Below are 12,462 nucleotides of genomic sequence, written 5' to 3'. Positions count from 1 at the left end.
ATGCCCGCAACGCTGACATCCACTGCCCGCATCCTCGCGATCGACGACGAGCCGGCCAATCTCAAACTGCTGGAGAAGATCCTCGGCAGCCAGGGCTACGGCACCTGCGCGCTGGTGCAGGACCCGCGCGAGGCGGTGGCCCGCTACCTGGAGGTCAAGCCGGACCTGATCCTGCTCGACATCAACATGCCGCACCTGGACGGCTTTGCGGTGATGACGCAGTTGCAGGCGCTGCAGGATCCGCTGCTGCCGCCCATCGTCATCCTCACCGCGCAGGCGGGGCGCGAATTCCTGCTGAAGGCGCTCGACCACGGCGCGCGCGACTTCGTCGCCAAGCCTTTCGACCGCGTCGAGCTGCTGATGCGGGTGCGCAACCTGCTGGAAGCCCAGCTCGCCGCCCGCCTGCTGCACGACCGCCAGGCGGTGCTGGAAGATATGGTGCGGGTGCGTACCGCCGAGCTGCAGGAAACCCGCCTGAGCGTGGTGCGGCGGCTGGGCCGCGCGGCCGAATACCGCGACAACGAAACCGGCGTGCACATCGTGCGCATGAGCCGCTGCTGCGCGCTGCTGGCCGCCCGCCTGGGCTGGAGCGCCGACGCCTGCGAACTGATCCTGCACGCCAGCCCGATGCACGACATCGGCAAGATCGGCATCGCCGATGCCATCCTGCTCAAGCCGGGGCAGCTCGATCCGGACGAGTGGGAAATCATGAAGAGCCACACCATGATCGGCGCCGAACTGCTCGCGGGCGATGACTCCGAACTGTTCCGGATGGCGCGCGAGATTGCGCTGACCCACCATGAAAAATGGGACGGCAGCGGCTATCCCCACGGCCTCGCGGGCGAGGCGATACCGCTCGCGGGCCGCATCGTGGCGGTGGCGGACGTGTTCGATGCGCTGACCTCGCGCCGTCCGTACAAAGGACCGTGGACCACGGAGGCGGCGGTGGACTTCATCCGCGAGCGCGCCGACAGCGCTTTCGACCCCGCGGTGGTCGAGCACTTCCTCGCGGTGCTGCCCGAGGTCGCCGCCATCCGCAGCGCCAGCCCCGATCCCGATTAGCGCCTGCCCGGTAAACGAGAAGGGGCGCAGCCCTGAAGCCGCGCCCCGTGTTGCTGCCCTGCCAGCCGTCGATTACTCGAAGGTCGGGTCGAACGGCAGGCCGACGTAGTTCTCGGCGATGGTCGTCTTGCCGGCGGTCGAGCCCATCAGGTAGTCGAGTTCGGCGAGCTGGATCTTGTGCTCGATCGGGTCCTCGTTGAACTTGTGCATGATCGAGGTGAACCACCACGAGAAGCGCACCGCGGCCCACACGCGGCGCAGCGCGGTCTCGGAGTAGCGGTCGAGCAGGTCGGTGCGGCCTTCCTTGTAGTAGGCGATCAGCGCGGTCGACAGGTAGTACATGTCCGACGCGGCGAGGTTGAGGCCCTTGGCGCCGGTGGGCGGCACGATGTGGGCGGCGTCGCCGACCAGGAACAGGTTGCCGAAGCGCATCGGCTCGGTGACGAAGCTGCGCAGCGGCGCGATGCTCTTCTCGATCGACGGGCCGGTGACCATCTTTTCGGCGATGTGCTCGGGCAGGCGGCGGCGGATTTCGTCCCAGAAGCGCTCGTCCGACCAGTCTTCCACCTTCTCGTCGAGGCCGACCTGCAGGTAGTAGCGGCTGCGGGTGTGCGAACGCATGGAGCACAGCGCGAAGCCGCGCTTGCTGTTGGCGTAGATCAGTTCTTCATGCACCGGCGGGGTTTCCGACAGCAGGCCCAGCCAGCCGAACGGGTAGATGCGCTCGTATTCCTTGAGCTTGTCGCGCGGCACCGAGGCGCGCGAGGCGCCGTGGTAGCCGTCGCAGCCGGCGATGTAGTCGCAGTCGATGATGGTCTGCTTGCCGTCCTTGTGGAATTCCAGCTTGGGCTTGCCGTCCATGTAGCCGACCGGATGGACGTCGCGCGCCTCGAAGATCACGGTGATGTTGTTGTCCTTCAGCACCGCGTCGTAGAGATCCTTGGTGAGTTCGGTCTGGCCGTACACCATCACCTGCTTGCCGCCGGTGAGGGAGGCCATGTCGATGCGTTCCTCGCGGCCGTCGAAGGTCAGCACGATGCCGTCGTGCAGCAGGCCTTCCTTGTCCATGCGGGTGCCGACGCCGGCCTTGCGCATCAGGTCGGCCATGCCCTGCTCGAGGATGCCGGCGCGGATGCGGGCCTCGACGTATTCACGGTTCTGGCGTTCGAGGATGATGCTCTTGATACCGGCCTGGCTGAGCAGGCGGGCCAGACACAGGCCCGAGGGGCCGCCGCCGATGATGCCGACTTGGGTTTGCATGTCTCTCTCCGGTTGTGGAAACACGTCGCGCGATTCGGTGCGCGGACAGGCCCACTATAGGAGCGGGGGAGGGCGGGCGCTTGAACTCGCCGGGGTCATCACTTGTACTTTTCGCAAATTCGATTAGGCTCGGTTCCAGATCACTCAAGCAGCCGCAGGACCGCCGGTGGAAGAAAAAAGCATCCCTACTTACAAGCTGTTCGGCGAACAGCAGCTGTGGCCGACGCCCGAGCCGATCCACTACGAGACGATCGCGGACCGCAGCGCCCTGTACGATTGGGAAATCACCCCGCATAGCCACGACAACCTGCTGCAGATCCTCTTCCTGCAGGAGGGCGGCGCCGGCATGACGCTGGAGACGCAGGCCGCGCCGCTGGCCACGCCCTGCGTGGTGATGATGCCGCCGCGCCAGGCCCACGGCTTCCGCTTCTCCAGCGACGTGGTCGGCCACATCGTCACCATTCCCTACTTCCTGCTCGGCGAACTGCTGGCGCTGGCGCCGGAGCTGAAGGGCCAGCTCGACACCGCGCTCTACATTCCGCTGGAGGACGACGAGGAGGCGCTGGCGCTGATGCGCATGTGCTTCGGCCGCATCGCGCGCGAATACGCCGGCGGCGAGCCCGGCCGCCTGAGTGTGCTGATGGCTACCCTGGGGCTGGTGGTGGTGTGGCTCGCGCGCGCCGCCGGGGCCTCCACCGGCGCCGGCAGGCAGGACCGCGTGCGCCACCGCATCGAACGCTTCCTCGACCTGATCGAGCGCCACTTCCGCGAGCGGCAGCCGCTCGCCTTCTACGCCGGCCGGCTGGGGGTATCGACCGCCCAGCTCAACAACAACTGCCGCAGCGAGACCGGCGCCAGCGCGCAGCAGATGCTGCACGACCGCCTGCTGCTGGAGGCACGCCGGCTGCTGGCGTATTCCGACCTCGACGTCACCGCGATCAGCTATTCGCTCGGCTTCCGCGATCCCGCGTATTTCTCGCGCTTCTTCGCGCGCCGGCAGGGCATGTCGCCGTCGGCATTCCGCGACGCCAACCGGCAGCGTTAGTCCACGACCGCCGAGTCCCCGCTCTGCGCGGACTGCTTCTTCAGCCGGTAGTTGAGCTGCGGCCGGGTCATGCCGAGCATGCGCGCGGCGGCGGCAAGGTTGCCGTTGGCGCGCTGCACTGCGCGCTGCAGGATGTCCTGCTCCAGCGCCTCCAGCGAGATGCCGGCGTCGAGTACCGCGTCGGTGAGGTTGCGGCCACCGCTGCCGCTTGCCTGCTCGCCCAGCTTGCCGCTCTTGTCGATGCAGGCGTGGCTGGCGGGCGTGGGGATGGCGCCGACGAAGAGGTGTTCGACCTCCACCCAGCCGTTCTGCGGCGCGAGGATGACGCCGCGCTCGATGACGTTTTCCAGCTCGCGCACATTGCCTGGCCAGCGGTGGCTCTTCAGCGCCAGCATCGCCTTGTCGGTGATGCCGGCAACGCGCTTGGCGTGCAGCGAACAGAAGCGCGCGGTCATTGCCTCGACCAGCGGCGGGATGTCGGAGGCGCGCTCGCGCAGCGGCGGAATCGTCACCGGATAGACGTTGAGCCGGTAATAGAGATCGCGGCGGAAGCGGCCGGCGGCCACCGCGTCCTGCAGATCCACGTTGGTGGCGGCGACCAGGCGCACATTGATCTTGCGGATGCGCTCGTCGCCGAGGCGCTCGATCTCGCCTTCCTGCAGCACGCGCAGCAGCTTGGCCTGCGCGGGCAGCGGCAGTTCGCCGACCTCGTCGAGAAACAGCGTGCCGCCGTCGGCGCGCTCGAACTTGCCGGCGCGCGAGGCGTGGGCGCCGGTGAAGGCGCCGCGTTCGACGCCGAAGAGTTCGGATTCGATCAGCTCGTCGGGCAGTGCGGCGCAGTTCACCGCGATGAAGGGCGCGTCTTTGCGCGGGCTCAACTCGTGCAGCGCGCGTGCGAAGCGTTCCTTGCCGACCCCGGTTTCTCCCAGCAGCAGCACGCTGACGTTGGTGGCCGCCGCCTTGGTGACCAGCTCGTAGGCGCTGCGAAAGCCGCCGGAGGCGCCGATGAGGTTGGGGATGCGGCGCGGGCAGGCGATGCTCTGCCGCATCGCTTCGACTTCCTCGCGCAGTTCCAGCAGGCGGCCGACGATGGAGTCGGCCTCGAAGTAGGGCGTGAGTTCATGCGCGTCCGGCCACTCTTCGGCGGGCTTGCCGACGATGCGGCAGTGGCCGCTGCCCATCGCCGCGCATTCCACCTCGCGGAACAGGATGAAGCGGCCCATGAAGGCGGAGGTATAGCCCGAGGCGTAGCCGATCATCATCCAGCACACCGGGTGGTCGACCTCGCCGAACTGCTGGACGTGGACCTCGGCCTCCCACGACTGGCGCCAGATGAATTCGCCGTAGAACTTGCCGGCGTCGCCGTCGATGTCCAGCTTCACCGGCTCGACCTCCACGCAGCCTTCCAGCATGTGCAGCTGGGGGCCGACCACGAAGGCGTCGACCAGCGAGCCGGCGCCGCGGATCTTGCGCGCGAGTTCCGCATCGCGCAGGCCGGAGGCGAAACCCATGCGGGTGAGGATGCGGCGCGCCTGCTCGGCGCCGACCGAGTCGATCAGCTCCTTGCGCAGTTCGGACAGCGCGGCGCTGTGCAGCAGCACCATGCGGTGCTCGCCCAGCCAGATCAGCCCGTCCTTGTCGGAAAAGCGGAGCAACTGCCGCAGGTCGGCGTTCTCCGGGTAGCGGATTCCCTTCACGTCTCCTCCTTGCGCCGGTGCCGCACGCGGTCCGGCTTCGCCTCTGCGGGCGTGGCGTCGGGCATCGGGGCCCGTCCGTCTTGTGGTCAGCCGTAACGATACCCCAGCTTTCCGGCCGCGCTACGGTCCGGCGGCTGATCGGATTGATCGGCGGGATTTTGACACGAAATGATAATCTCGAGATTATTGCTTTGGCCGGCACGATTCTTGGATGAACGGCTGCAATCCGGCGCCGCGTTCGACCGGATCATCATTCCAACCACATCACGCCGGCACGCATCGGCGGGAGGAGACGACACGATGGACAAGCGCTATTCCGTCCTCATCCAGGACAACGGCGAAACCTTCGCCTGCGACGGCCGCGACAACCTGCTGCGCGCCATGGAGGCGCTGGGGCGGCGCGGCATTCCGGTGGGTTGCCGGGGCGGCGGCTGCGGCGTGTGCAAGGTGCGCGTCACCGCGGGTGACTTCGAAACCCGCAAGATGAGCCGCGCCTGCATCAGCGAGGACGAGGAGCGCGCGGGCGTGGTGCTCGCGTGCCGCGTCTTTCCCGCCAGCGATCTCGCGCTGCAGGTGGTGGGCAAGCTGAACAAGGCGATGTGCGCGCCCCGCCGCTGAGCACCGCTGTCCTTCCGGACTGCCGACGGCCGCCTCCCGCAAGGGGGCGGCCGTCGTGCTTTTGGCGCACTCCGCGCCGTGCGTCCGTGCTGCGACGCGCAAAGCCGAGTTGATCATTTGATCAACTGATAAGTCGGATTGATCAAATGATTCATCGATTTTCTTGTTCGGCTTTTCGAAAAAATATCGAGAAAAACAAAAATCGCTGAACTAACAGGGGCTTGCTCCAACTGGCACGCGGCTTGACTGAGAAGGGCACGGCGACCCCGCCGGATCGACCAAAACCGCAGGAGTGCCTCATGCCCGCAACGCAGCCCGCAATCGACATCAGCCGCAAGTTCGTCCGCCTGATTGAACAGCGCGCCGACGGTCTCGTCGAGTTCGAGTTCGCGATCGGGGAACCCGAACTGTGCGCGGAGATGCTGCTGCCCGTCGCCGCCTTCGAGGCCTTCTGCGAACGCAACGCCGTGGTCCGCCTGCCGCCCCACGGAACCGCGCAGGACGACAACGCGGACGACTGGGGCTGGACGCTGCGCCACGCCACCCAGCAGCGCTTTCGCTGACGATCCGGCCACCCGGACATTCCACAAGGCCGCGTCCAGCGGCTGACGACACGCTCATCACCAGGAGGAGACCCAGATGCATATCGACTTGCGCACCGTGAGCATCAAGCCACTGCGCCACACCTTCGACCACGTTGCCCGCCGCATCGGCGGCGACAAGCCGGCCTCGCGCTATCAGGAAGGCACCTTCGACCTGCAGGCGACCGACAACTTCCACTACCGGCCGACCTGGGACCCGCAGCACGACATCTTCGACGCCAGCCGCAGCGCCATCCGCATGGCCGACTGGTACGCCTTCAAGGACCCGCGCCAGTTCTACTACGGCGCCTACACCCTGGCCCGCGCCAAACAGCAGGACACTGCCGAGTCCAACTTCGACTTCGTCGAAAGCCGCGGCCTCGCTGCCGATCTGCCGGTGGAACTGCGCGACACCGTGTTGAAGCTGCTGGTGCCGCTGCGCCACGTGGCCTGGGGCGCCAACATGAACAACGCCGCGATCTGCGCCTACGGTTACGGCACCGCCTTTACCCAGCCCTGCATCTATCAATCGATGGATCAGCTCGGCATCGCCCAGTACCTCACCCGCGTCGGCCTGCTGCTGGGCGATGTCGAGGTGCTCGACGACGCCAAGGCGGCGTGGATGAGCGACGACGCCTGGCAGGGCCTGCGCCGCTACGTCGAGGACAGCTTCGTCGTGAAGGACCCGTTCGAACTCTACGTGGCGCAGAACGTCGCGCTCGACGGCCTGCTGTACCCGCTGGTGTTCGAAGCCATCGTCGATGACGTGCTCGCCGCCAAGGGTGGTACCGCGGTGGCGATGCTCACCCAGTTCATGACCGACTGGTACGGCGAAACGAAGAAGTGGGTGGATGCCACGGTGAAGACCGCCGCGGCCGAATCCGCCGCCAACAAGGCGCAACTGGAAAAGTGGATCGCCCACTGGCGCGACCGCGCGGCAGTCGCGCTGCTGCCGGTGGCCCGCATCGCGCTTGCCGGCGGTGCCGACGCAGCGCTCGAAGACGTCGTCCAGCAGTTCAACACCCGGCTGGCCAAGGCCGGCGTGGCCCTCTGAGGAGCGCGCGATGTCCACGGTTTTCATTGCCCTGCAAGCCAACGAAGACACCCGCCCGATCGTCGAGGCGATCACCGCCGACAACCCGCAGGCACGCATCAACGAAGCGCCGGCGATGGTGAAGATCGACGCCGAAGGCCGGCTCACCGTGCGCCGCGCCAGCATCGAGGAACGCATCGGCCGCGACTTCGACCTGCAGGAGCTGCACATCAACCTGATCTCGCTCTCCGGAAACATCGACGAGACCGACGACGAACTGACGCTGAGCTGGCACGCCTGAGCGCGGCGCACGAGAAAGGAGACACCACATGGACATGCAAGTCGCCAAGAAGAAGCTCGGCCTGAAGGAGAAGTACCAGGTCATGACCCGCGGCCTGGACTGGGAGCCGTCCTACCAGAAGAAGGAGGACATCTACCCCTACGCCAGCTACGAAGGCATCAAGATCCACGACTGGGACAAGTGGGAAGACCCGTTCCGCCTGACCATGGACGCCTACTGGAAGTACCAGGCGGAAAAGGAGCGCAAGCTCTACGCCATCATCGACGCCTACGCCCAGAACAACGGCCACCTCGGCGTCACCGATGCGCGCTACATCAACACGGTGAAGCTCTTCCTCACCGGCGTCAGCCCGCTGGAATACATGGCCCACCGCGGCTTCGCCCACGCCGGCCGCGCCTTCCCCGGCGCCGGCCCGCGGGTGGCGTGCTTGATGCAGTCGCTGGACGAGATCCGCCACGCCCAGACCCAGATCCACGCGCTCTCCAACTACAACAAGCACTACAACGGCCTGCACGACTTTCGTCACATGCACGACCGGGTGTGGTACCTCTCCGTGCCGAAGAGCTTCTTCGACGACGCGGTCACCGCCGGCCCTTTCGAATTCCTGGTGTCGATCGGCTTCTCGTTCGAGTACGTGCTGACCAACCTGCTGTTCGTGCCCTTCGTCTCCGGCGCCGCCTACAACGGCGACATGGGCACGATGACCTTCGGCTTCTCCGCGCAGTCGGACGAGGCGCGCCACATGACGCTGGGCCTCGAGGTGATCAAGTTCATCCTCGAACAGGACCCGGACAACCTGCCCATCGTGCAGCGCTGGATCGACAAATGGACCTGGCGCGGCTACCGCGTGCTGACGCTGGTGGCGATGATGATGGACTACATGCTGCCCAAGCGGACGATGAGCTGGAAGGAAGCCTGGGAGGTGTATTTCGAGGAGAACGGCGGCGCGCTGTTCAAGGATCTGGCCCGCTACGGCATCAAGATGCCCAAGTGCGCCGAGACCATCGCGCTGGAGAAGGATCACCTCTCGCACCAGGCCTGGGGCACCTTCTACAACTACGGCGCCGCGGCCGCCTTCCACACCTGGGTGCCGGAAAAGGAAGAGATGGACTGGCTCTCGGCCAAGTACCCCGAGAGCTTCGACAAGTACTACCGGCCGCGCCTGGAGTTCTGGCGCGAGCAGGCGGCCAAGGGCAACCGCTTCTACAACAAGACGCTGCCCATGCTGTGCCAGACCTGCCAGATCCCGATGCTGTTCACCGAGCCCGGCGACCCCACCAAGATCTGCTACCGCGAGGTCGATTACCAGGGCACCAAGTACCACTTCTGCTCCGACCACTGCAAAGAGATCTTCGAGCACGAGCCGGAGAAATACGTGCAGTCCTGGCTGCCGGTGCACCAGATCTACCAGGGCAACTGCTTCCCCGAAGGCACCGATCCCACCGCCGAAGGCTTCGACCCGCTGGCTGCGGTGCTGCAGTACTACCACCTGGAATTCGGCCGCGACAACCTGGATTTCGAGGGCTCGGAGGACCAGAAGAACTTCGATGCGTGGCGGGGGCAGGCGACGAAGAACGTTTGAGGCGGGGCTGGGCGGGGCAGGGGATGCTGTCTCCTCGCCCTTCAAGGGGGCGGAGCAGGGGTTTCGGCGAGCGTAGCTCGACGCCTGCGCAGCGGCGAGGCGGAGCCGAGACTGGTTTGGGCCTGCTGTCTCCTCCCCCTTCAAGGGGGAGGTTGGGAGGGGGATGGGGTTCAGGGTGCGCCATGCCTAACCCCATCCCCACCCCAGCCCTCCCCTTGAAGGGGAGGGGGCAAAACAGACCAGCCCGGGAGTCTTCGCTTCGCTCCGCCGCTTCGGCGGCGCAGAGCGAGGCTCTGCGAAACCCCGCCTACGCCCCCTGGGAGGGGAGGGGAGCAAGTCAGGCAAGCCCGGGAGCCTCCGCTGCGCTCCTTCGTTCAGCGCGGGAAACGATGTTTGCCGAAACCCCCGCTCACCCCCTTGAAGGGGAGGGGCCCAACGCCGCCCGCCGCCCGCTGCCCGCATCACTGAATTGTTGAACACCCAAATAACGAGGAGACCCGACATGGCCGTCGCTGCCATCGGCAAATACGAATTCGCGCCCGCCGACGCGATCGAGAAGTTCCACGGTGCCCAGCTGCTCTACATCGGCTGGGAAGACCACCTGCTGTTCTGCGCCCCGTTCGCCTTTCCCTTCCCGCCGACCATGCCCTTCGGCGCTATCGTCGAGCAGGTGCTGCCGGGCTCGTTCGGCTACCACCCCGATTTCGCCCGCATCGACTGGGCGAAGGCGGAGTGGTTCAAGTCCGGCAAGCCCTGGCAACCGGACTTCAGCAAGTCGCTGGCGGACAACGGGCTGAAGCACAAGGACGTGATCCGCTTCCGCACGCCGGGGCTGACCGGGATTGCGGGGTCGTGCAGCTGAGAGTGCTTTTGCTCCTCCCCCTTCAAGGGGGAGGTTGGGAGGGGGATGGGGTTCCGTCCAGCGCTGCGATAACCCCATCCCCACCCCAGTCCGGGAGCCTCCGCTGCGCTCCGTCGTTCAGCGGGCGGCAAACGATGTTTGCCGAACCCCCCGCTTCACCCCCTTGAAGGGGAGGGAGCAAACCGTCTCCCCTGACCGGACTACACACCATGACCTACGAACTCACCATAGAACCCCTCGGCCAGACCATCGAAGTCGAGGAAGACCAGACCATCCTCGACGCGGCGCTGCGCGCCGGCGTCTGGCTGCCACATGCCTGCTGCCACGGCCTGTGCGCCACCTGCAAGATCCAGGTTGTCGAGGGCGAGGTCGAGCACGGCGAGGCTTCCAGCTTTGCGTTGATGGACTTCGAGCGTGACGAGGGCAAGGCGCTCGCTTGCTGTGCACGGCTGCAGAGCGATGTCGTCATCGAGGCCGAGATCGAGGAAGAGCCGGACGCCGAGAGCATCCCCGTGCGCGACTTCCACGGCACCGTGTCCCGCATCGACAGCCTCACGCCGACGATCAAGGGCGTGTTCGTCACGCTCGACGAGCCGATCCATTTCCAAGCCGGCCAGTACATCAACTTCGAGATCAACGGCGGCGAATGCAGCCGCGCGTTCTCGCTCGCCAATGCGCCGGCGACCGGACGCGAAGTGGAACTCAACATCCGCATCGTGCCGGGCGGGCAGGGCACCACCTGGGTGCACCAGCAGCTCAAGGCCGGCGACCGGGTGAAGCTCGCCGGCCCCTATGGCCGCTTCTTCGTGCGCAAGTCAGCCCCGGAAGGCTTGATCTTCATGGCGGGTGGCTCGGGACTGTCGAGCCCGCGCTCGATGATCCTCGACCTGCTCGCCGCCGGCGACACCCGGCCGATCACCCTGGTGTACGGCCAGCGCAGCCGCCCCGAGCTGTACTACCACGACGAATTCCTCGCGCTCGCCGAACGCCACGCCAACTTCAGCTACGTGCCGGCGCTGTCCGACGAAGGGGCGGAATCCGGCTGGGGCGGGTTCCGCGGTTTCGTCCATGAGGCGGCGAAGGCGCATTTCGACGGCGACTTCCGCGGCCACAAGGCCTACCTGTGCGGTCCGCCGCCGATGATCGACGCCTGCATCACCACGCTGATGCAGGGCCGGCTGTTCGAGAACGACATCTACACCGAGAAGTTCTTCTCCGCCGCCGACGTGCAGCAGGTGCGCAGCCCCTTGTTCAAGCGAATCTGACCTGAATCAAAAAATATCGAGATTTAATTGATTTATCGGTTTATAAAAGTATCATCCCGCTACTGGCCGTTTCGCCTTTCCACAGCGGCCGCTTGAAGGCCGCACAAAAGACCACTGGAGGAGACCATCATGGCAATGACCGACGTACTGCGCCCCGGCCACATTTCGCTGCGCGTGCTCGACCTGGAAGAGGGCGTCAATCACTACAAGAACGTGCTCGGCCTGATCGAGACCGGCCGCGACAGCCAGGGCCGCGTGTATTTCAAGACCTGGGACGAGCGCGACCACAACAGCGTCGTGATCCGTGAGGCCGACAGTGCCGGCATCGATTTCTTCGGTTTCAAGGTGGCGAGCAAGGGCGCGCTTGAGAAGCTGGACGGCCGCCTGAAGGAGTACGGCATCGTCACCGAACGGATTCCCGCGGGCGAGATGCTGGAAACCGGCGAGCGCGTGCGTTTCCTGCTCCCGTCGGGCCACTACATCGAGCTCTACGCCGAGAAGACCGACGTCGGCAACGGCATGGCCTATGTGAATCCGGACCCCTGGACCAAGGACGCAGAGCGCGGCATCGCCCCGATCCGCATGGACCACTGCCTGCTCTACGGCCCGGACATCGAGAAGGTGCAGGACATCTTCGTGAACGTGCTCGGCTTCTACCTGGTGGAGCACGTGGTGATGGAAGACGGCAAGACCGACCTCGGCATCTGGCTGTCGTGCTCGATCAAGGCCCACGACATCGCCTTCGTGCGCCACCCGGAGCCGGGCAAGCTGCACCACGTCTCTTTCCTGCTCGACAGCTGGGAAAGGGTGCTGCGCGCCGCCGACCTGATGTCGATGAACAAGGTGTCGATCGACATCGGCCCCACCCGCCACGGCATCACCCGCGGCACCACCATCTACGCCTTCGATCCCTCGGGCAACCGCTTCGAGACCTTCTGCGGCGGCTACCAGTGCTACCCGGACTGGCAGCCGATCAAGTGGACCTGGGACGAGGTCGGCGCGGGCATCTTCTATCACGACCGAGCGCTGAACGAGCGCTTCCTGTCGGTGGTGTCCTGAGCGTAGGTTGGGCGCGGTCTTGCTCCCTCCCCTTCAAGGGGGCGTAGGCGGGGTTTCGCAGAGCCTCGCTCTGCGCCGCCGAAGCGGCGGAGCGAAG

At 66.0% G+C, this 12,462-nt stretch carries 13 protein-coding genes; 10 read left to right on the top strand and 3 right to left on the bottom strand.

Features of this window, described 5'->3' with window-relative positions; all coding sequences use genetic code 11:
• Window positions 1-1,062 carry an HD-GYP domain-containing protein gene (locus tag dqs_RS12770; RefSeq protein WP_065340719.1) on the top strand — a complete coding sequence of 354 codons (1,062 nt, stop codon included), beginning with the start codon at window positions 1-3 and terminating at the stop codon, window positions 1,060-1,062.
• Window positions 1,063-1,134: 72 nt separating this feature from the next.
• Here the strand turns inward: dqs_RS12770 and pobA are convergent, their stop codons facing one another.
• A complete protein-coding gene (gene pobA / locus dqs_RS12765) occupies window positions 1,135-2,322 on the bottom strand; it encodes a 4-hydroxybenzoate 3-monooxygenase (protein WP_065340718.1) in 1,188 nt (395 codons plus the stop codon).
• Between the two features lie 166 nt (window positions 2,323-2,488).
• On the opposite strand from pobA, the gene dqs_RS12760 reads away from it, so the two are divergent.
• The gene (locus dqs_RS12760; protein WP_065340717.1) at window positions 2,489-3,367 is read left to right on the top strand and encodes a helix-turn-helix domain-containing protein; all 879 of its coding nucleotides are present in this window, start codon (window positions 2,489-2,491) and stop codon (window positions 3,365-3,367) included.
• Here dqs_RS12760 and dqs_RS12755 read toward each other — a convergent pair.
• Both dqs_RS12755 and dqs_RS20940 read right to left on the bottom strand, forming a co-directional pair.
• On the bottom strand, window positions 3,364-5,064 hold the full coding sequence (locus dqs_RS12755) for a sigma-54-dependent Fis family transcriptional regulator (protein WP_065340716.1): 1,701 nt from the start codon (window positions 5,062-5,064) through the stop codon (window positions 3,364-3,366). The genes dqs_RS12760 and dqs_RS12755 overlap by 4 nt on opposite strands.
• An 86-nt stretch (window positions 5,065-5,150) precedes the next feature.
• A complete protein-coding gene (locus dqs_RS20940) occupies window positions 5,151-5,372 on the bottom strand; it encodes a hypothetical protein (RefSeq protein ID WP_169823516.1) in 222 nt (73 codons plus the stop codon).
• Between dqs_RS20940 and dqs_RS12750 the strand changes: the two genes are divergently transcribed.
• From dqs_RS12750 to dqs_RS12715, 8 genes are all read left to right on the top strand, one after another.
• The gene (locus tag dqs_RS12750) at window positions 5,365-5,682 is read left to right on the top strand and encodes a 2Fe-2S iron-sulfur cluster binding domain-containing protein (RefSeq protein WP_011766175.1); all 318 of its coding nucleotides are present in this window, start codon (window positions 5,365-5,367) and stop codon (window positions 5,680-5,682) included. The genes dqs_RS20940 and dqs_RS12750 overlap by 8 nt on opposite strands.
• Window positions 5,683-5,981: 299 nt before the next feature.
• Window positions 5,982-6,245 (top strand): phenol hydroxylase subunit, encoded by a 264-nt coding sequence (locus dqs_RS12745; protein WP_065340715.1) that lies wholly within the window; start codon window positions 5,982-5,984, stop codon window positions 6,243-6,245.
• Window positions 6,246-6,321: 76 nt separating this feature from the next.
• Entirely contained in the window at window positions 6,322-7,317 is a 996-nt protein-coding gene (locus dqs_RS12740) for an aromatic/alkene monooxygenase hydroxylase subunit beta (protein WP_065340714.1), read from the top strand.
• A gap of 10 nt (window positions 7,318-7,327) precedes the next feature.
• The gene (locus dqs_RS12735) at window positions 7,328-7,597 is read left to right on the top strand and encodes an MmoB/DmpM family protein (RefSeq protein WP_011766172.1); all 270 of its coding nucleotides are present in this window, start codon (window positions 7,328-7,330) and stop codon (window positions 7,595-7,597) included.
• A 28-nt stretch (window positions 7,598-7,625) separates the two neighbouring features.
• Entirely contained in the window at window positions 7,626-9,179 is a 1,554-nt protein-coding gene (locus dqs_RS12730) for an aromatic/alkene/methane monooxygenase hydroxylase/oxygenase subunit alpha (RefSeq protein WP_011766171.1), read from the top strand.
• A gap of 502 nt (window positions 9,180-9,681) precedes the next feature.
• Entirely contained in the window at window positions 9,682-10,041 is a 360-nt protein-coding gene (locus dqs_RS12725; RefSeq protein ID WP_065340713.1) for a phenol hydroxylase subunit P4, read from the top strand.
• 209 nt (window positions 10,042-10,250) lie between these two features.
• Complete coding sequence (locus tag dqs_RS12720) at window positions 10,251-11,306, top strand: NADH:ubiquinone reductase (Na(+)-transporting) subunit F (protein WP_065340712.1); 1,056 nt, start codon at window positions 10,251-10,253, stop codon at window positions 11,304-11,306.
• 129 nt (window positions 11,307-11,435) lie between these two features.
• Complete coding sequence (locus dqs_RS12715; RefSeq protein WP_065340711.1) at window positions 11,436-12,365, top strand: catechol 2,3-dioxygenase; 930 nt, start codon at window positions 11,436-11,438, stop codon at window positions 12,363-12,365.
• Window positions 12,366-12,462 lie beyond the last annotated feature (97 nt).

It is taken from the genome of Azoarcus olearius, assembly GCF_001682385.1.
Lineage (GTDB): Bacteria > Pseudomonadota > Gammaproteobacteria > Burkholderiales > Rhodocyclaceae > Azoarcus > Azoarcus olearius.
Note: the sequence above shows the minus strand (reverse complement) of the source record. Positions and strands in the feature narration are given on the sequence as shown.